This is a genomic window from Bradyrhizobium sp. CCBAU 51745 (assembly GCF_028128715.1).
GTDB lineage: Bacteria > Pseudomonadota > Alphaproteobacteria > Rhizobiales > Xanthobacteraceae > Bradyrhizobium > Bradyrhizobium manausense.
The window spans coordinates 403,300-421,227 of record NZ_LBJP01000008.1 but is presented as its reverse complement, the minus strand read 5'-3'; the positions used below and the strand labels follow the sequence as shown (position 1 = coordinate 421,227).

Genomic DNA, 17,928 nt, shown 5'->3' with positions numbered 1-17,928 from the left:
GACGCTTAAGGCGCGCCGGCCAAGGCGCGGATCGTCTGGTCCGCGTGCCAGCGCATGCCAAGCGCGCGGAGCTTTTCGGCAGCCTCAGTTGCAGTCTTTCGCGCCGCCTCGCCCTGCCCTTGCAGTGCGAGAAGCTCGGCGTGCGCAGCCAGATTCAGAGCGGCATCGCGCAGCGAGCCGCGCCAGCCTGCGGAGGTTTCGGCGCGCAGCAACCAGCGCCGGCTACGTCCAAAATCCCCGCGTCGCGCCGCGAGCTTCGCAAGCGCGCGGCAGGCCATCGCCTCGCCCAGCCGCTCGCCCTCGCGCGCGCGGCCCAGCACATGGGCTGCGTACCGTCGTGCTGTCTCGACGTCGCCTTCGGCCGCCGCCGCTTCGACCAGCCAGCTATATTGAACCGAGGTGTAGAAGTGGAAGTTGCGTCGCTCCATCCATTGCGCGGCGTTTCGCAGCTGCTGCAAGCCATCGGCATCGCCGGTCATGGACCAGCGGGCAAAGCCGGACGCCGCGCGGCACGCCGTCAGCATCAAAAGGCTGCGCATGGTCCCGGCGGCGCGGGCGCCCTCCACGGCCAGTTGCTCCGCCTCCTGCCAGCGGCCTTGCCAGACCAACGCGACCGAGACCCAATTGCGCACCGAGCTGACGACCGGATGGGTCGACCCTTCGACCAGGCTCATCGCTTCGTTGAAGCACTCGTGGGCACCCTCGAAATCGCCCCGATCGGCCAGGATGCTACCCTTGCACGACAGCGAATAGGCCGAGCCGACGGCGATGGCGCCATGGCGGCGGCTGCGCGTGGTCGAGATGGCAGCGTCGATCAAGGCGGTGGCTTGGTCGTATTGACAACTTGCAGCGAGAATCTGGCCCAGCACGGCTTCGGTCCGGGCGATCAGGCGGGGGTCGCCGAGCCTGCGTGCCCATTCCAGTCCCGTTCGTGTGTGTGTCACACCCTCGCGAAAGCGGCCAAAGCCGTAACACATGTAGCCAAGCCACTGATAGGCGTTGGCCGTCGCGCCGGTGTCACCGAGCGATGACGCGATGGCGACCGCCTGTTCGAACACGCTGGTATCGTCGGTCAACGACAGCGGATCGAAGATGTTGGCCATGCCGAGCTTATTCGCCAGCAAGCACCAGCGCAGGGATTGCTCGCGCGAGCGATCCGGCACGCGATCCAGCGCATCCATAGCAGCCTTGTACTGGGACCCGGCAAGGTCCAAGGCGAAGGCCGCCATGGCCTTGTCGCCGGCGCGTTCGGCATAATGGGCCGCGTTTTCCCAATGGCCTGCGCCGCGCGAATGGTAGGCCAGGGCTTCCAGCGTGTCTTCGCGGTCGGCCTGCTCGGACCGTGCCAGCAAACTGGCTTCAATGCGCCGGTGCAAGGCCTGACGCTCGTGCAGGGTGATGGTGTCGTAGACAGCGTCCCGCGTGATGCCGTGCTTGAAGCGAAGGGCGTCGCCGGCCGGATCGGCGAAGAGAAAATCTGCGTCGGCCAATCCCCGCAACGTCGCCGGGTCGGGCTCGCTGCCGCAAGCCGCAATGAGCAGACTTTTCGGTACCGTGTTTCCGATCACCGCGGCGGCGCGGACCACCTTCACCTGATCGGGCGGCAGGCGCGCCAGGCGCGAAGCGACCAGGGTGGCGATCCATCCGCCTTGCTTGCTGCGCATTTCGAACGAATCATTGTCGTTGGCAGCTATGGAATGGCACAGCTCTTCGATGAACAGTGGCACCCCGCCGGCATAGGCGTGAACACGGGCCACGAGGAAGGGGTCGGCTTGCGGCACCCAGCGTCGTACGGCGATGTCGGTTTCTCCTCCCGCAAACGGCCTCAGCAGCAAGTGCGGCGCGCCGGAAATCCACTCGGTGCCGTCGTCGCGCGGCCGGGTGGCGAGGATGAAGCGCGGTCCATTGGGCAATTGCAGGAGTTTCTCCAGCAACTGCCGGCTCGCGTCGTCGGACCATTGCCAATCGTCGATCACCAGCACCAATGGTCCCTGCGCGGACAAGACGGTAAAGAACCCGAGCAGGTCACCGACCACGCCATCGACGGTCATCTGGCCGCCGCGCGCATCAGCCCCGGTCGAGGCCAGTGCGATGATCGTCTCCGCGCGTGGACCGAGTTGGGCGAGCCATGGCTGCAGGGCGTCCCGGGCCGTCTCGTCTGCATCGGCGATCGATGCGTCCGGTCGTATCCCCAATGAGGCGCGCAGCATCTGCAGAAACGGTTGCAGCACCTCGGCGCCGACATAGCTCTCGCAACTGCCCCGCAGCAGCTTGAACTGGTCGGTATCGCAGTCTCGCAGCACCTCCTCCAGCAGCCGCGTCTTGCCAAGCCCAGGACCGCCGACGACGACCGCACAACGTCGCGAGGCCGGGTGTGGTTCGCTGAGAAAGCCGGTCAGAAAATCGAATACTTCGTCGCGCCCAACGAAGGGCGTCAAGCCGCGCAGGGACGTTGCGTCAAACCGCCGGGTCACCATGCTTCGTCGCAGCACCGCGCGCGCCTGGGGCATCTCCGGCCCCGCGTCAGGCACCTGAATCGGGCCGCCGAGCTCGAAAAAATTCGCATGCGGCCCGAGGGAATCAAGACTGGCGAGGATCTCGCCCGGCGCAGCCCGACGCGACAGATGCGCCGCCGTGTTCACGACATCGCCGACCAGGTCATATCGGCCGGACTCGATATCCCCCTCCATCAAGAGCAAGGTGCCGGCGTGGATGCCCGAATGCATGCGAAGCGGCATCAGGGCCGGCGGCACGCTATCGTGGCGCAACAGCCCGACCCACCGGTGAATATCGATGGCGGCTTCGGCTGCACGACGACCGTCGTCCTCACCCGAGCGCGGATAGCCGAACACGGCGAGGACACCATCTCCCTGGGTCCTGATAACGCGGCCGCCATGCTTGGCCACGGCGCGATGCCAGATGGCCCTGAGCTGGCCCAACAGTTCGGAGAGGTGTTCCGATTCGATATCCCGGCCCAGCGCGGTGGACCCGACGAGGTCGGAGAAAAGCACCGTCAGTCGATGACGTTCGCCTTTCAGGTCGCGGGTCTGCGTGATCATCGCTGTCAAGGCCGGCTCGTTGCCAAACAGCAAGCACGGCCCAACTGGCGCCAGACCGGATGCCGCAAGGCATCATACACGCCCATGGGTTGCCGGCTAGCGTCTTGGATCACAAAGGTAAATCTCGCGCGGCGGCATTCGCAAGCGATAGACCGCCTTGAAACCAACCCACCCGTTTAAAACCTGCGTGATCGCTGAGTGAGGTCTCCTACTGAGCGGCCACAAACAGTCTCCTGACCGCCCCTCGCCGATGCGAACATCCGATTGGATCAGGTCGCCGTGGCGATGCCCGGGCCGACCGATGCAAGGCTGACACGATGCCGAGTGTCACGCTCGACGCCAACGCCGGGCAGCCGCGAGCCCCAGCGCCCTCTTCCATGCGGCCTTACGGATATTTCCTTAGGTGAACCGCCCGAATTTCGGCCTTCCGACGGATGCGTTAAAGGTTCATCAGCAGCACGAATTCGGCTCGTTGACGATGGAGCCTGCAGTGAACCACTCGATCTACACCGTCGATAAGACGACCCATCTGAAGGTGGTCGTCCTGGTGCTCGTCGGCAGCATCGCCATGATGGCGATCACGCTGACTGCGCGCCTGGCTCGTCCGGAAGTCAGTGCCCGAGCGACGGCGACCCGGACCGTTTACAAGCCTTATCCCGACCACACGCTGACCGTACTGACCCGACCAGAGAAGCATCCGATCTAGATCATTTGACGCAGGGCACCGAATGACCAACGAAGCGATCAAGGCATTGATGGTGCTCGCGCTCTACGGAGTGCTTGAGACCGCACTCGTCTCCTCGTCGATCGGCAGATTGGCCAAGCGTATCGTGCCATCCGGAAACCGCCGCGTGCGCGGCAGGTAAATTCATGAGGAGGCACCCGGCGATTGCCGGGTGCGCGCTTTGACTACAATGGCTCGTCGTCCAGCGTGGATGGCTCCACCTGCAGCGACACGAAATCGCCTCCGCCGTAATCGTCCTCGGGATCCGGTCGGTCGGACTGGAGATAAAGCCGGTCCTCCACCGCGCGAACGCCTGCAACGTTCTCGCAGGCCACGATGACCGCCCGATGCGCGTTTTCCCCCCTGACCACGCCACGCAGCGTGACCGTGCCGTCCTTCACGCTGACGTTCAAGCAGACCGGCTGCCACGGTGTCCCGGCCAGCGCTGCGAGGACGGAGCGACGAATCTGGCCGTCATCCCCGGAGTAGCCGGAAGCGCTGGTCAGCGGGCCGGCAACCGCGGACAGGAAGTCGGATCGGGTGATGATCCCGACGATGCGCTCGCCACGCATGACCGGAACGTGATTGAGATGCCGTCGCTCCATCATGTCGGCAACTTCCACAAGCGGCGCCTGCTCGGTGGTCGACACCGGCTGGCGGGTCATCACCTGTTCGACCGTGCGCCCGTGCTCCTTGACGAATTCGGCTGCAGTGCGATCGGCTCCGCGCAACATCGTGAGCAAACGGTTGCGTTCGTGCGCGGTGCCGATTTCAGGCCGCCTGAGGAAATCGCTTTCGCACAGGATGCCGACGAGCGTCCCGGCCGGATCCACCACCGGCAGGCCGCTGATGTGATGGGCAAGCATCACCTTGATGGCATCGGCGACCGGCGCGTCCGGCCGTATCGTCACAACGCGTCTGGACATGATCTGGTGCGCGCGCATGTCGTCCTCCGAAAGACAAAGAGGTATTTGCCGTGACAAACCACGTCTTGATCCGGATCAACGCCCGTCCGGTCCGTGATGCCATCCTGAACACCGACATCGGAACATTTCGAACATGCGCTTACGAACGGTTCTGTTGGGTGCGATCATCGTCGCGCTGTCCGCCTCCAGCGTCGCGGCGCCTTCGGATGTGTCGGCGGCGCTGTCCGACCTCATGACCAGACTTCAACTTCAGCACGCAAAGCTTTGGTTTGCGGGCAAGCTCAGCAATTGGAGTCTGGCGAATTACGAGATTCAACAGATCGAGGCCAATCTTGATGCCACCGGCAGGTTGCTCGCGAACCCGTCACAAGCCGATCGCGCCAGGGAGCAGATTCGGGCGGTACGCCAGGCGCTCCAATCGAAGGACGTCCCCGCGTTCATGGCATCGTATGCCCGGCTGACAAACGAATGCAACGGTTGCCACCGGAGCAGCGGGTATGCCTGGATCGTCATGCAGATCCCGCTCACCCTGCCCGTTCCCAATCAATTGTTTGTCGACCAGGTGTCCGAGGGGCGCGCGATTGTCAACGCCACTTGCGGGACGTGCCACGTCGTCGCCGACGCTGCCAAGGAAGCACCGGCGTTTCGCCCGTCCCCACCAGCTTTCCCGGAGATTATCAGCCGCCCCTCCTTCTCCGCGGACGGCCTGCGGCATTTCCTGACGTCGGGCCATCGGCGACTGGGACCAGACCAAGCCATGCCGAATCCGAGGCTCACCGAGTCCCAGGTCGAAGCCGTCGTGGCCTATCTGGAGACATTGCGAGCTGACCAGCGGCGCTGAAATGCGCCCACCTGTCCGGGCGGCACCATGCTCGCACGAGGCTGCGATCTGCAGCCGATGCGGCTAGCGCAACGGCAGCAATTCCAGTTGGCCCTGCGCCGTCTTGACCGCCGCGGTGAACCAGCTCTGGCTGGGCGCCTCTTTGGCGAAGCACTTGGTATAGGCCGCCATCGCCTGGTCTTCCCGGGCCATGGCATCCTCCGGCGTCTTCCTGGCCATCATCTGCTTCCAGACCTTCTCGCAGGCCGGAATCTCGGCCGTCTTGATAGCCTCGCTCGCGGCGAGGAAGAACACCTTCTCGCCACGGATCGCGACCACGTCGATCTCGTGCGGCGGACCCTTCAAATCGCCATTGCCGCGCACGCCGAGCACCGCGACCGCGATGCTCGCGGATGCCGGCTTGATGATGGGCAACTCGGCATATTTGGCGAAGGCGGCGTCCTGGATGGCGGCATAGTAGAAGGTGTCGGACCTGAACGCCGCGTCGATCTCTTGCGGCATCGGATCCTTGCGGTGGTCGGCAAGCCAGCGCTTGAGCAGCGTGGTCGTCGTCACCACGGCCTGTTGCTTGTCGCCCGCTGTGGCGAAGGCGAGCCCGTCAAGATGGCCAAAGCCGATGTCGTCCTTGAACAGCGTGTCGACGTTCGACTTGCCCTCCGCGGGCAGCCCCTTGATCGTGACTGGTCCGATCAGGCCGCGCAGCACGCCGGTCAGTTCGCCCAGCGCCACATCGTGTTGCCTGCTGGTCTCCTCGCTCTCCTTGGCCTTCGAAAACTTCGCGATGTAGCGGTCGCGCAGATCGAGATAGTGCTGCTCGGAAGAGGCTGCGTGGGCCGGCGTGGCGAGGGCAAGCAGGCAGAGCAAGGCAAGTGATCTCATCGAATTATCCAGAAGGCTGAAGGGCGATCTTCAGTCTTGGTGACCGGGTTGGCCCGGAAGGTTCATCCGTGCCGGCGTGCCCTGCTCCGGCGGAGAACCAATCCTTCACCATGGCGGGCGGGTTCGATTGAGCGCGGGGAAGGCGGGCGGTAAAATCCGCTGCAATGCTTTCGGGGGCTCCATGAGCGACTTGATGAGTGACTTGCGCGCTGCGGCCAGGCAATCCACGGCGAGAACCGGGATCATCGAGTTCGAAGGCGCCAGGGGAACCGTGAGCATCCCCTGCACCATCGCGGACGTCTCCGGCACCGGCGCGCGGCTGAAGCTCGATTGGTCGCTGGCGTTTCCGAAAGAGGCCACGCTGATCTTCGCCGACGGCTTGCGCAAGGCCTGCCGGGTGGCCTGGCAGAAACGACGGCTGCTCGGCGTCGCGTTCGCCGACGGCATCGCGAGCCTGGACGAGCAGGCCCTGATGATGACCGAGGAGGAGCAGGCGCTGCACAGGCGATACATCGGCGCGCAGGTCAAAGGCGCGCGCGAGGCGCGTGGCTACACCGAGGCCCAGGTTGCGAACCTCGTCGGCGTCTCGCCCGAATTTGTCGCATCCGCCGAGCGCGGCGACGTCAGCATCCCGCTCCACCAGCTGACCCACATGGCTGATCTGTTCTTGGTTGACCTCGGCAGTCTCGTCGCCGGCCCGGCGCCGATTGACGACGTCGAACTGGCGGCCGGCTGATAGGGCGCCGACCCCTGCTCTGAAGCGTGCCAGGTTGACTGCCCGACGCGCTCGCACTGGTTACCAGGTCGGCAGGTAGGTGCCCTTGAAGCGCGTCTCCAGGAACGCCTTCACCTGGTCTGAGTGGTAGGCCTCGATCAGCTGCTTCACCCAGGGCTTGTCCTTGTCCTCTTCGCGCACGGCGAGGATGTTGACCCATGGTCCATCAGGATTTTCGCGGGCGATCGCGTCGGTTGCGGGATTGAGACCGGCCTGAACGGCGTAATTGTTGTTGATCGAGACAAGATCAACGTCCTGGAGCGCGCGCGGCAGCTGCGCGGCGTCGAGTTCGACAAAGCGCAGTTTCTTCGGGTTGTCGGTGATGTCTGCGATCGTCGAGGACACGTCGTTCGGGTCCTTCAGCTTGATCAGGCCGTGCAGCGCCAGAATCATCAAGCCGCGCGCGCCATTGGAGGGATCGTTGGCGATCGCGACACGCGCGCCTTCCGGCAGGTCGGCGAGTTTCTTGTATTTCTGCGAGTAGACGCCCTGGGGCGAGCCGATGGTGTTGGCGACCTTGACGATCTTCCAGCCGGTCTTGGCAATCTGGTTCTTCAGATAAGGCTCGTGCTGGAACGAGTTGGCCTCGAGGTCCTTCAAGGCCAGCGCCTGGTTCGGAATCACGTAGTCGGTGAATTCGACGACCTTGATGTCGAGGCCACGCTCGGCACCGACCTTCTTCACGACGTCCATGATCTCGGCATGGGGGCCGGCGGTCACGCCGACGCGGATGGTTTCGGCTCTCGCCGCGGTCGCAAGCAAGGCTGCAGCCGCAAGGGTTGCAAGAAAACGCATCGATCTCTCCAGTTTCAGGGTGTTTGGATCAGCGGTGCCGCAGCCGGCGGTTGACCCGCCGCGCCAGATAGTCGCCTGCGCTTTGCACCAGCTGTACCAGCGCGACCAGCACGACGACCACAGCCAGCATCATCTCCGGCATGAAGCGCTGGTAGCCGTAGCGGATGCCGAGATCGCCCAAACCCCCGCCACCGACCGCGCCGACCATGGCGGAGTAGCCGAGCAGGCTGACCACTGCGAGGGTGAGCGCCAGCAGCAGGCCGGGCAGCGCCTCGGGGATCAGCACCTTGAACACGATCTGGATCGGTGACGCGCCGAACGAGGACGCGGTTTCGATCAGGCCGCCATCGACTTCACGGATCGCAGCCTCGACCAGGCGCGCGATGAACGGCGTCGAGGCGATCGTCAGCGGCACGATCGCGGCCGTTGATCCGATCGAGGTGCCGGCGATGAGACGCGTGAACGGGATGATGGCCACGACCAGGATGATGAAGGGCGTGGAGCGGGTCGCGTTGACGACCATGCCAAGGGCTGCGTTGACGGCAGGGGCCGCAAACAGCTCGCCCTTGCGGCTGGTCGCCAGGAATACGCCCAGCGGCAAGCCGAACAGAGTGCCGAGCGCCGCCGCGATTCCAACCATGAACAGGGTTTCGAAGGTGGCCTGGATGATCAGGTTGATGAGTTCAGGCGACATAGCCGAGACGCTCCGCCGAGACTTGATATTGAGACAGCCAGGCCAGCGTGCGCGTCGTCGCGCCCTCGCCGCCGGAATCACTGACAGGAATGCCCAGAACGAGCGAGCCGACATGCTGGCCGCCGATCTCATCGATACGCGCCGACAGCAGGGAGACGTCGAGACCGAGCTCGCGGGCAAGCCGCGCGATCAGCGTATCGCCGGCCCCTGCCCCGCGCACCTGAACGCGGATCACGGCGTGGCTCCCCGGCTCCTGCACGATCCGGCTGGCCAGCGAGACCGGCAGGCTGTCGCCGGTGACCTCAGCCAGGAATGATTGCGTGATCGGATGCTTGGGATGGGTGAAGATGTCGGCGACATGGCCGCTCTCGACCACGCGGCCGGCATCGAGGACGACGACGTCCCTGGCGAGCTGACGCACCACGGACATTTCATGGGTGATCAGCACGATGGTCACCCCGAGCTCGCGGTTGATATTTGCGAGCAGATCGAGGATCGCGCGCGTGGTCTGCGGATCGAGCACCGAGGTCGCCTCATCAGACAGCAGCACGCTCGGCCGCGTCGCCAATGCGCGGGCAATACCGACACGCTGCTTCTGGCCGCCTGACAGCTCTGACGGATAGCGGTCGTGCTTGTCGGCGATGCCGACCAGCGCGAGCAATTCGGTCACGCGTGCCCTGATGTCGGCTTTGGACCAGCCGGCGATCTCCAGCGGCAGCGCGATGTTGTCCGCGGCGGTGCGCGAGGACAGCAGATTGAAGTGCTGGAAGATCATGCCGATCGAGCGCTGCGCCAGCCGCAGCTCGCGGCCCATGAGCGCGGAGATGTCTCTGTTGTCGACCACGACGCGGCCCGTGCTCGGCTTCTCCAGCCCGTTGATGAGCCGCACCAGGCTCGACTTGCCGGCGCCGGAGCGACCGATCACCCCGGTGACGGAGCCGCGCGCGATGGAAAAATCGATGCCCTGCAGCGCGACGACGCCGGGCTTGCCGCGATAGGCCGGATAGGTCTTCGCGACGGTCTCGAAGCGGACCATCGCGTCCGGCTGAGCTGAGCCATCTTGGATTTTGACCGGTTCGCCGATCAGCAGCGATGGGTGCGCATTCATGGAAGCGGCTTTCATGGAAGGATATTTAGCCCGTCCGCCCGCCCGAAAGGCGCACGCGGGGCCAAGTCGCGATCCGAGCGACATGGGTGGAACCAAAGCAGGCGCCCGGTGGCGACGCTGCATTGCAGCAGACCATCGCCTTTTCCAGTCTTTCTTGCAATTTCAGATATTTGCGGGGGATTGGGCGAAGTTTTCCCAATCCCCCGCCGGGGAAGAAAATTCTCCTGCCGCGGGGTATCAGTCTGCGAGGAAGCTCACCGGACCATGGCCAGCCAGGGCAGGACGATGACCAATAGCCCGGCGAAATAGAGCACCCCGAAGATCAGGCCAAAGCCCCAGAACTGGCCCTTCCCGATATAGCCGCTGCCGTAATACATCGGCGCCGGCCCGGTGGCGTAGGGCGAGATCACGCCCATGAGGCCGAGTGAATACATGCAGAGCATGGCCAGCGTCGTCACCGGCAGACCGGGAATGCCGGTGCCGACCGCGAGCACGACGGGCAGCACCGCCGCCGCGTGCGAGGTGATGCTCGAGAAGAAATAGTGGATCCAGAAGAATAGCGCGACCAGCAGGATCATCGCGGTCGACGGCGAGAGCCCTATGAGCGGCTTTGCGAATTCATTGGCGAACCATTTGATGAAGCCGATCTCGTTGAGGCCCGAGGCCAGCGTCAATAGCGAGGTGAAATAGAAGAACACCTCCCATACGCTCTTCTCGCTGGCGATGTCGGCAAATTCGATCACGCCGGTGACCAGCATCAGCGAGATCACGATGAACACGACGGTCGTGGCATTGACGAAGTTCGAGCCGAGCACCGGGATGTGAATGTCCGGGCTGGAGCCTGCGATCCACAGGAACATCGCGAGCACGATCAGCACCAGCATGATCCACTCGTTGCGCGACATCGGGCCCATCTCTGCGAGCTCTTTCGCGGCCCATTCCGAGATCTCGGGACTGCGCTTCACCTCCGGACGGCAGATCAGATAGCTGAGCAGCGGAACGAGGACCATCAAGAGAATGCCGAGCGGCGCAAAGCCGATGAACCATTGGCCCCAGCTCACGTCGACGCCGACGGTCTTCTTGGCGATCGCCAGTGCGGCCGCGTTCGGCGCCAGCGCCGTGAAGAACAGCGAACTCGTGATCGCGGTTGCCGCGAACGCGGTCCACATCACATACGTGCCGATCTTGCCGGCGGTCGGCCCCGGCTCGGAACCATAGATGCGCGGGATGTTGCTGATGATGGGATAGACGATGCCGCCGCTGCGTGCGGTGTTGGAGGGCGTTGCCGGTGCCAGCAGGAAGTCCGACATCGCAACCGCATAACCGAGCCCGAGCGTGTTGGTGCCGAGGCGCCGCACCAGCACCAGCGCGATGCGCCGGCCGAGCTGGCTCTTGCGATAGCCGATCGAGAACACGAAGGCGCCGACGATCAGCCACACCGTGCTCTCGGCAAAGCCCGCCAGCATCCAACGCAGCGATTTGCCGGGATCGGGATCGATATAGCCGGCGACACCCGCGACCGTCAGCCCGATCAGGCCGACTGCGCCAACCGGCATCGATTCCAGGATCAGCCCGGTGATGACAGCGGCGAAGATCGCAAAATAGTGCCACTGATTGACGTTGAGACCCGCTGGCACCGGCCACAGATAGATCGCCAGCCAGACCACCAGCGGTACGATCAACTTCCAGCGAAAGCTTTTCGTCCCAGGTGCCTGCGTGTCCGCGGTCATGAGCCCTCCCCTGTCATTTCGTCGCGTGTGCCGGCCCATTGGCAGGGCCGCTTTTGGTCCCTGCGCGGCGTATACGGACTGTCTGCGGCATGATCAATGGCCTGACGCGAGTTCTGCGGCCGGGTGCCCGATTTTGCCAGCGGGCCTCACAAATGCCCGGTGCGCCGGTGCTCCGGCGCACCGTCGCGGACCGGAAAGCGGATGGTGGTCCCGATCGTGATCCAGTTGGCGTTCTCGCCGGTGATGTTGCGGCCGTAGATCACGTCGACGGAGAATATCTCGTTGGGCCGGTAGCGCACGCCGGTCTGAAAGCGCGGCTGCACCACGCTCGCGGTATCGGCGGCGCCGGCCTGGCCAAAGGCCTCGATCGTCCACTGCAGCGTGTCGGTGAACTTCCAGTCGAAGCCGATGCCGTAGGTCAGATAGTGGCGATCGACCGTGCGATCCCAGAGCCAGCCGCCGGTGACGTTGATGCGCATCGTCTCCGACAGACGATAAGTCGCGGGGATGACGGCAAAGGCGGACAGGGCCTCACCGGTCGCCGCATCGAACGATCCACCGCCATAGGCCGACAGTCCCCACCGCCCGATCCCGGTCGGGATGAAGTTCGTCTTGGCTTTCGGCGCAACCGTCGTGCTCCAGTCGCCATCGCTGCGGGCCCGGACGGTCTGCATGCTCAGCTCAATCGGCCTGAAGGGATCGACGACGCAGGAGGGATTGGCGACCGCCAGGAAATCGGTGTTGGCGGCGGCCGACATCCAGCTTTCCACCTTGCAGGAGCCGACCTCGGAGATGTCGGCGGCATCCACCGCATAGGCGCCATTCGCCGCGCGCGCATCCTGCGCGCCGAATGCGACAAGAGCCGCAATTGCGGCGGTTTCTCCAGTTCGTGCAACCCAGCCCATGGTGCGATGTTAGCAGAGTCTTCGCCTCGACAAGGTCCGGATTCTGGGACTATCTTCGCGCCATGAGCGAGCATCATCACGATCACGATCACGACCATTCGGAACTGTCCGAGACCGAGCTGCGCGTGCGCGCGCTCGAGACTGTTCTGACCGAGAAAGGCTATGTCGAGCCGGCTGCGCTCGACGCCATCATACAGGCCTACGAGACCAAGATCGGCCCGCATAATGGTGCACGCGTCGTCGCCAAGGCCTGGACCGATCCGGCGTTCAAACAGGCGCTGCTGGAGGATGGCAGCAAGGCGATCGGCACGCTCGGCCATGTCAGTCGCGTCGGCGATCATCTCGTCGTGGTCGAGAATACCCCGACGCGCCACAACATGGTCGTGTGCACGCTGTGCTCCTGCTACCCCTGGGAAATGCTGGGGTTGCCGCCGGTCTGGTACAAGGCTTCGCCCTACCGCTCGCGCGCCGTGAAGGATCCGCGCGGCGTGCTCGCCGATTTCGGCGTGAGTGTGCCCAAGGAGATTGAGATCCGGGTGTGGGATTCCACCGCCGAGACGCGCTTCCTGGTGCTGCCGATGCGCCCCGTGGGCACGGAAGGCTGGAGCGAGGAGCAGCTTGCCGAGCTCGTGACCCGCGACTCCATGATCGGCACCGGCTTCCCCAGGACGCCGGGAGCTCCGTCGTGAACGGCGTGCACGACATGGGCGGCATGGACGGCTTTGGAAAGGTCGAGCCCGAGCCGAACGAGCCTGTCTTCCATGAAGAATGGGAGTCCCGGGTGCTGGCGATGGTGCGCGCGATGGGCGCGGCCGGCGCCTTCAACATCGACACCTCGCGGTTCTATCGCGAGACGATCCCGCCGCATGTCTACCTCTCCAGCTCCTACTACAAGAAGTGGTTCCTCGGCCTCGAGGAGATGCTGATCGAGAAGGGCTACCTCACCCGCGAGGAGGTCGCCGCCGGCCATGCGATGCAGCCCGGCAAGGCGCTCAAGCACGGCAAGTTCGATCTCGGTCAGGTCGAGCGCATCATGGTACGCGGCAAGTTTGCCCGCCCAGCGCCTGCGCCCGCCAAATTCAACATCGGCGACCGCGTGCGTGCCAAGAACATTCATCCGACCACGCATACGCGGCTGCCGCGCTATGTCCGCGGTCATGTCGGCGTGGTCGAGCTCAACCACGGCTGCCACGTGTTCCCTGATACGGCGGCGATGGAGCGCGGCGAGAACCCGCAATGGCTCTACACCGTCGTGTTCGACGGCCATGATCTCTGGGGGGAGGACGGCGATCCGACCCTGAAGGTCTCGATCGACGCGTTCGAGCCCTATCTGGACCCGGCGGCCTGATGAGCAGTGAAGCTGCTGCCGCCGCGACCGCGGCGATTCCAAGCATTCCGCGTGACGACGACGGCCCGGTGTTCCGCGCGCCCTGGGAAGCGCAGGCCTTTGCCATGGCCTTGACGCTGCACGACCGCGGCGTGTTCACCTGGCCCGAATGGGCTGCGGCCTTGGCCTCCGAGATCAAGCGCGCGCAGGAAGCGGGCGACCCTGATACGGGCGAGACCTACTATCTGCACTGGCTCGCCACGCTGGAGGGCCTCGTCGCGAGCAAGGGCGTCGCGTCGATGGACACACTGCACCGCTATCGCGACGCGTGGGATCACGCCGCGGATCGCACGCCGCATGGTAGGCCGATCGAGCTGAGGCCGGAGGATTTCGGCTAGCTGCGATTGGCACGCTCGCGCCAAGCCCTCCGCTGTCATTCCCCGCGCAGGCGGGGAATCCAGTACGCCGCGATCGCTCGGCTCAAGCACCGCCTCTGGAATACTGGATCGCCCGCCTTCGCGGGCGATGACGGCGGAGTGAGACCACTACTTGCTTGCCACGAACTCGCGCCAACCCTTCGCCCGCAGGCTGCACGCCGGGCACTCGCCGCAGCCGTACCCCCAATCGTGCTGGGCGCCGCGTTCGCCGAGATAGCAGGTGTGCGACTGCTCGCGGATCAGATCGACCAGCGCGTCGCCGCCGAGGTCATGCGCGAGCTTCCACGTCGCGGCCTTGTCGATCCACATCAGCGGCGTGTGCAGCTCGAAGGCACGCGCCATGCCGAGCGAGAGCGCTGATTGCATGGCCCGAATGGTCTCGTCGCGGCAGTCGGGATAGCCGGAATAGTCTGTCTCGCACATGCCGCCGACGATGTGGGTGATGCCGCGCCGATAGGCCAGCGCCGCGGCGAAGGTCAGAAACACCAGGTTGCGGCCGGGCACAAAGGTGTTGGGCAGGCCGTCGGCGCCCATCGCGATCGCAACGTCCCGGGTCAGCGCGGTCTCGGACACGGCCGCCAGCGTCGGGATCGACAGGGTGTGGCTCTCGCCCAGTTTTGCCGCCCAATCGGCGCGAAGGCCGTTGATGCCCTCGAATAGCCGGTCACGGCAGTCGAGCTCGACGGCGTGGCGCTGACCGTACTCGAACCCCAGCGTTTCCACCCGCGCAAAGCGGCTCAGCGCCCAGGCAAGGCAGGTGGTGGAATCCTGGCCGCCGGAGAACAGCACAAGGGCGGTTTGGGATGAAAATGTGTCGCTCATGGGCCGCGCTTTAGCACTTGCGGGGCGTGTCAGCCAATCGGTGGAAATCGGCCTGTTCCGCCCCGCCGCGCTGGGAACGGCGGCGCGCTTTTGGCATAAGGATTTGGACCCAGGAGACTGCCCCCGCAATGACCCCTTCCCGCGACATTTCCCGCCTGATCGAGATCATGGCGGCGCTGCGCACGCCGGTGACCGGCTGCCCCTGGGACCTCGAGCAGGATTTTTCGACGATCGCGCCCTACACGATCGAGGAAGCCTATGAGGTGGTCGACGCCATCGAGCGCAACGATCTCGACGATCTCCGCGAGGAGCTCGGCGACCTCCTGTTGCAGGTGGTGTTCCACGCCCAGATGGCCTCTGAGCAGAACGCGTTCTCCTTTGGAGACGTCGTCGAGGCCATCACGCGAAAAATGATCCGGCGCCATCCCCATGTGTTCGCCGACAAGGACGGCAATCTCGCCCCGCATCACGTCAAGGAAGTCTGGGACCGCATCAAGGCCGAGGAGAAAGCCGAGCGCGCCGCGCGCCGGCCGCCGGAAGCTGCGCCGAAACACAAACCGCTGCTCTCGGGCGTGAAAGCCGGCCAGCCGGCCTTGACCCGCGCCATGGAGCTGCAGCGCAAGGCCTCCACGGTCGGCTTCGACTGGAACGATCCGCGCGCGGTGCTGCAAAAGATTCGCGAGGAAGCGGACGAGATCGAGGCCGCTCTCGATCGCAACGACAAGCAGGAGATCGCGGAAGAGACCGGCGACCTCATGTTCGCCCTCGTCAACCTCGCCCGCCACGTCGACGCCGATCCGGAAGCCGCGCTGCGCGCGACCAATGCGAAATTCGAAAAGCGCTTTGCCTATATCGAGCGGGCGCTCGAAGCGCAGGGGCGCACGCTGGAGCAGGCATCGCTGGCGGAGATGGATGCGCTGTGGAATGCGGCGAAGATGGCTACCTGACGCGAGGACATCAAGTGGAGATCAGACAGGACAATCCGAAGGCACCTCACGTTGCTGACTTGTTGGCGCATCATCTGGAAGAGCTGCGCAGCGTCATGGGCGAGCATGCGCAGGCGCTCGACGCGAGCGGTCTCTCGGCTCCATCAGTGACGTTCTGGACGGCCTGGCAAGGCGACGTGCTGGCCGGCTTCGGGGCTCTGAAGCAGCTGGACGCGAGGCACGGCGAAGTGAAGTCGATGCGTGCCGCGCCTGCCGCACGCCGGACCGGAGCCGGGCGCTCGATTCTGAACCACATCATTGCCGAAGCCCGCAAGCGCGGATATGCGCGTCTCAGCCTGGAGACGGGCACGGCGCCGCTGCACGCGCCCGCCGTCGCGCTTTACCGCAGCGCCGGCTTCGTCTCGTGTGCGCCGTTCGCCGACTATCAGGCGAGCCCGCACAACCAGTTCATGAGCCTCGACCTGTCGAGGTGATGTTCGGTGCGTAGCCCGGATGGAGCGCAGCGCAATCCGGGGTCTCTCCGTGTGGTGATATCCCGGATTTCGCTGCGCTCCATCCGGGCTACGTCCGACTCACGCCGACAGGCGTGGCACCGCATCAAACCTGTTCACCACGATGTCGCGCTTCGTCTCATCCACGCGCACGGTCATGTCGAAGCGGCCGTCGTGCAGCTCCTTGGCCAGCACCTCGGAATTGCGGTGCAGCCAGCTGATTCCGGCGCCGTCGGCGGCGTCGATGGAGAGATCGAGCGTGGTGCGCTTGGCGGCGAGCCGTTCTTCGATCGCGGCGAGCAGCGCGTCGATCCCCTCGCCTGACACGGCCGAGACCAGCATCGCGGGATGATCTTCCGGCCGGCGCGCGGCGATATTCAGAAGCTCTTCCCGCTGCTCTGCGTCGTAGCGGTCGATCTTGTTCCAGACCTCGATGATGCGGCCTGAGTCATCAGGATTGATGCCGAGCTGGCGCAGCACCGCGTCGACGTCGCTCTGCTGGGCCTCGGCGTCTTCATGCGAGATGTCGCGGACGTGCAGGATGACATCGGCCTCCAGCACCTCCTCCAGCGTGGCGCGGAAGGCGGCGACGAGCTGCGTCGGCAAATTGGAGATGAAGCCGACCGTGTCCGACAGCATGGCCTTGCCGCCATGCGGCAGGTTGAGCGCACGCAGGGTCGGATCGAGCGTGGCGAACAGCATGTCGGCCGCCTGCACGTCGGCACGCGTCAGGCGGTTGAACAGCGTCGACTTGCCGGCATTGGTGTAGCCGACCAGCGCAACGACCCGATACGGCACGCGCTGGCGGCCGGCGCGATGCAAGCGGCGCGTCGCCTGCACCTTCTTCAGCTCGTTTTCGAGCTTGGTGATGCGCTCCTGGATCAGGCGGCGGTCGGCCTCGATCTGGGTCTCGCCGGGGCCGCCCATGAAGCCGAAGCCGCCACGCTGGCGTTCGAGATGGGTCCAGGATCGCACCAGGCGCGAGCGCTGATAATTGAGATGGGCGAGCTCGACCTGGAGTGCGCCCTCCTTGGTCTTGGCGCGGCGGCCGAAGATTTCGAGAATGAGCCCGGTGCGATCGAGCACCTTGGCCTGCAATTCCTTCTCGAGATTGCGCTGCTGGATCGGTGCCAGCGCGCAATCCATCACCACGAGTTCGACGTCAAGGCTCTTGGCGAGCGCGGCGATCTCCTCGACCTTGCCCTTGCCGATATAGGTCGCAGGCCGGATCTGGCTGATCGGCGCGATGATGGCATCGGCAATGACGAGGTCGATCGCGCGCGCGAGGCCTGCGGCTTCGTCGAGCCGGGCCTCCGCGTCACGCTGAACATGACTCTCCGATTGCGCGTCGGCACTTCCCGCGCGCGCTCGCAAATAGGGGCCGACGACAAGCACCCGCCCCGTTTGTTTAGCCCCGGCTGACCGCGGACGGTCGGCCTCCCCGTCAAAATTGCGGGGTTCCAATCAG

19 protein-coding genes are annotated in these 17,928 nt (G+C 64.9%); 9 read left to right on the top strand and 10 right to left on the bottom strand.

Annotation, left to right across the window (positions count from 1 at the left end):
- Window positions 1–5: 5 nt before the first annotated feature.
- On the bottom strand, window positions 6–3,059 hold the full coding sequence (locus XH98_RS12780) for an ATP-binding protein (protein WP_271618792.1): 3,054 nt from the start codon (window positions 3,057–3,059) through the stop codon (window positions 6–8).
- A 403-nt stretch (window positions 3,060–3,462) separates the two neighbouring features.
- On the opposite strand from XH98_RS12780, the gene XH98_RS12775 reads away from it, so the two are divergent.
- Together XH98_RS12775 and XH98_RS12770 are read left to right on the top strand one after the other, a co-directional pair.
- Window positions 3,463–3,765, top strand: a complete 303-nt coding sequence (locus XH98_RS12775) for a hypothetical protein (RefSeq protein WP_271598816.1) — start codon at window positions 3,463–3,465, stop codon at window positions 3,763–3,765.
- A gap of 22 nt (window positions 3,766–3,787) precedes the next feature.
- Window positions 3,788–3,925: a hypothetical protein gene (locus XH98_RS12770; RefSeq protein WP_157083700.1), complete on the top strand. Its 138-nt coding sequence runs from the start codon at window positions 3,788–3,790 to the stop codon at window positions 3,923–3,925.
- Between the two features lie 43 nt (window positions 3,926–3,968).
- Here XH98_RS12770 and XH98_RS12765 read toward each other — a convergent pair whose 3' ends face one another.
- Window positions 3,969–4,727 carry a CBS domain-containing protein gene (locus XH98_RS12765; RefSeq protein WP_271598815.1) on the bottom strand — a complete coding sequence of 253 codons (759 nt, stop codon included), beginning with the start codon at window positions 4,725–4,727 and terminating at the stop codon, window positions 3,969–3,971.
- Window positions 4,728–4,863: 136 nt separating this feature from the next.
- Here XH98_RS12765 and XH98_RS12760 point away from each other — a divergent pair, with 136 nt between their 5' ends.
- Entirely contained in the window at window positions 4,864–5,550 is a 687-nt protein-coding gene (locus XH98_RS12760) for a c-type cytochrome (protein WP_271618773.1), read from the top strand.
- 63 nt (window positions 5,551–5,613) lie between these two features.
- Here XH98_RS12760 and XH98_RS12755 read toward each other — a convergent pair whose 3' ends face one another.
- On the bottom strand, window positions 5,614–6,429 hold the full coding sequence (locus tag XH98_RS12755) for a hypothetical protein (protein WP_271618772.1): 816 nt from the start codon (window positions 6,427–6,429) through the stop codon (window positions 5,614–5,616).
- Window positions 6,430–6,622: 193 nt separating this feature from the next.
- On the opposite strand from XH98_RS12755, the gene XH98_RS12750 reads away from it, so the two are divergent.
- Window positions 6,623–7,165: a helix-turn-helix domain-containing protein gene (locus tag XH98_RS12750; RefSeq protein ID WP_271618771.1), complete on the top strand. Its 543-nt coding sequence runs from the start codon at window positions 6,623–6,625 to the stop codon at window positions 7,163–7,165.
- Window positions 7,166–7,225: 60 nt separating this feature from the next.
- Here the strand turns inward: XH98_RS12750 and XH98_RS12745 are convergent, their stop codons facing one another.
- From XH98_RS12745 to XH98_RS12725, 5 genes are all read right to left on the bottom strand, one after another.
- Entirely contained in the window at window positions 7,226–7,999 is a 774-nt protein-coding gene (locus XH98_RS12745) for a MetQ/NlpA family ABC transporter substrate-binding protein (RefSeq protein WP_271618770.1), read from the bottom strand.
- 28 nt (window positions 8,000–8,027) lie between these two features.
- Window positions 8,028–8,693, bottom strand: a complete 666-nt coding sequence (locus XH98_RS12740) for a methionine ABC transporter permease (protein WP_271618769.1) — start codon at window positions 8,691–8,693, stop codon at window positions 8,028–8,030.
- A complete protein-coding gene (locus XH98_RS12735) occupies window positions 8,683–9,801 on the bottom strand; it encodes a methionine ABC transporter ATP-binding protein (RefSeq protein WP_271618768.1) in 1,119 nt (372 codons plus the stop codon). Before XH98_RS12735 ends, XH98_RS12740 begins: the two co-directional genes overlap by 11 nt.
- Window positions 9,802–10,055: 254 nt before the next feature.
- Window positions 10,056–11,531: a DASS family sodium-coupled anion symporter gene (locus tag XH98_RS12730; RefSeq protein ID WP_271618767.1), complete on the bottom strand. Its 1,476-nt coding sequence runs from the start codon at window positions 11,529–11,531 to the stop codon at window positions 10,056–10,058.
- 146 nt (window positions 11,532–11,677) lie between these two features.
- Window positions 11,678–12,436 carry a hypothetical protein gene (locus tag XH98_RS12725; protein ID WP_271598807.1) on the bottom strand — a complete coding sequence of 253 codons (759 nt, stop codon included), beginning with the start codon at window positions 12,434–12,436 and terminating at the stop codon, window positions 11,678–11,680.
- 62 nt (window positions 12,437–12,498) lie between these two features.
- On the opposite strand from XH98_RS12725, the gene nthA reads away from it, so the two are divergent.
- The 3 genes from nthA to XH98_RS12710 are packed head-to-tail and all read left to right on the top strand — an operon-like array spanning window position 12,499 to window position 14,161.
- Entirely contained in the window at window positions 12,499–13,125 is a 627-nt protein-coding gene (gene nthA / locus XH98_RS12720) for a nitrile hydratase subunit alpha (protein ID WP_271618766.1), read from the top strand.
- Window positions 13,122–13,784: a nitrile hydratase subunit beta gene (gene nthB / locus XH98_RS12715; protein ID WP_271618765.1), complete on the top strand. Its 663-nt coding sequence runs from the start codon at window positions 13,122–13,124 to the stop codon at window positions 13,782–13,784. The genes nthA and nthB overlap by 4 nt, the downstream gene beginning before the upstream one ends.
- The gene (locus XH98_RS12710; protein ID WP_271598805.1) at window positions 13,784–14,161 is read left to right on the top strand and encodes a nitrile hydratase accessory protein; all 378 of its coding nucleotides are present in this window, start codon (window positions 13,784–13,786) and stop codon (window positions 14,159–14,161) included. Before nthB ends, XH98_RS12710 begins: the two co-directional genes overlap by 1 nt.
- Window positions 14,162–14,308: 147 nt before the next feature.
- Here XH98_RS12710 and queC read toward each other — a convergent pair whose 3' ends face one another.
- Window positions 14,309–15,022 (bottom strand): 7-cyano-7-deazaguanine synthase QueC, encoded by a 714-nt coding sequence (gene queC / locus XH98_RS12705; protein WP_271618764.1) that lies wholly within the window; start codon window positions 15,020–15,022, stop codon window positions 14,309–14,311.
- Between the two features lie 128 nt (window positions 15,023–15,150).
- On the opposite strand from queC, the gene mazG reads away from it, so the two are divergent.
- Window positions 15,151–15,969: a nucleoside triphosphate pyrophosphohydrolase gene (gene mazG / locus XH98_RS12700; RefSeq protein ID WP_271618763.1), complete on the top strand. Its 819-nt coding sequence runs from the start codon at window positions 15,151–15,153 to the stop codon at window positions 15,967–15,969.
- 14 nt (window positions 15,970–15,983) lie between these two features.
- Complete coding sequence (locus XH98_RS12695) at window positions 15,984–16,442, top strand: GNAT family N-acetyltransferase (RefSeq protein ID WP_271598802.1); 459 nt, start codon at window positions 15,984–15,986, stop codon at window positions 16,440–16,442.
- 99 nt (window positions 16,443–16,541) lie between these two features.
- Here the strand turns inward: XH98_RS12695 and hflX are convergent, their stop codons facing one another.
- Window positions 16,542–17,924, bottom strand: coding sequence for a GTPase HflX (gene hflX, locus XH98_RS12690; RefSeq protein WP_271618762.1), 1,383 nt, complete (start codon window positions 17,922–17,924; stop codon window positions 16,542–16,544).
- Window positions 17,925–17,928: the final 4 nt, after the last annotated feature.

What these genes read in the sequence shown, in the direction of transcription:
- XH98_RS12765 (WP_271598815.1), bottom strand. Translation starts at nt 4,727, where the DNA reads ATGCGCGCGCACCAGATCATGTCCAGACGCGTTGTGACGATACGGCCG.
- XH98_RS12770 (WP_157083700.1), top strand. Translation starts at nt 3,788, where the DNA reads ATGACCAACGAAGCGATCAAGGCATTGATGGTGCTCGCGCTCTACGGA.
- XH98_RS12710 (WP_271598805.1), top strand. Translation starts at nt 13,784, where the DNA reads ATGAGCAGTGAAGCTGCTGCCGCCGCGACCGCGGCGATTCCAAGCATT.
- XH98_RS12780 (WP_271618792.1), bottom strand. Translation starts at nt 3,059, where the DNA reads ATGATCACGCAGACCCGCGACCTGAAAGGCGAACGTCATCGACTGACG.
- queC (WP_271618764.1), bottom strand. Translation starts at nt 15,022, where the DNA reads ATGAGCGACACATTTTCATCCCAAACCGCCCTTGTGCTGTTCTCCGGC.
- XH98_RS12745 (WP_271618770.1), bottom strand. Translation starts at nt 7,999, where the DNA reads ATGCGTTTTCTTGCAACCCTTGCGGCTGCAGCCTTGCTTGCGACCGCG.
- XH98_RS12725 (WP_271598807.1), bottom strand. Translation starts at nt 12,436, where the DNA reads ATGGGCTGGGTTGCACGAACTGGAGAAACCGCCGCAATTGCGGCTCTT.
- XH98_RS12735 (WP_271618768.1), bottom strand. Translation starts at nt 9,801, where the DNA reads ATGAATGCGCACCCATCGCTGCTGATCGGCGAACCGGTCAAAATCCAA.
- XH98_RS12740 (WP_271618769.1), bottom strand. Translation starts at nt 8,693, where the DNA reads ATGTCGCCTGAACTCATCAACCTGATCATCCAGGCCACCTTCGAAACC.
- XH98_RS12750 (WP_271618771.1), top strand. Translation starts at nt 6,623, where the DNA reads ATGAGTGACTTGCGCGCTGCGGCCAGGCAATCCACGGCGAGAACCGGG.
- XH98_RS12730 (WP_271618767.1), bottom strand. Translation starts at nt 11,531, where the DNA reads ATGACCGCGGACACGCAGGCACCTGGGACGAAAAGCTTTCGCTGGAAG.
- XH98_RS12755 (WP_271618772.1), bottom strand. Translation starts at nt 6,429, where the DNA reads ATGAGATCACTTGCCTTGCTCTGCCTGCTTGCCCTCGCCACGCCGGCC.
- mazG (WP_271618763.1), top strand. Translation starts at nt 15,151, where the DNA reads ATGACCCCTTCCCGCGACATTTCCCGCCTGATCGAGATCATGGCGGCG.
- nthA (WP_271618766.1), top strand. Translation starts at nt 12,499, where the DNA reads ATGAGCGAGCATCATCACGATCACGATCACGACCATTCGGAACTGTCC.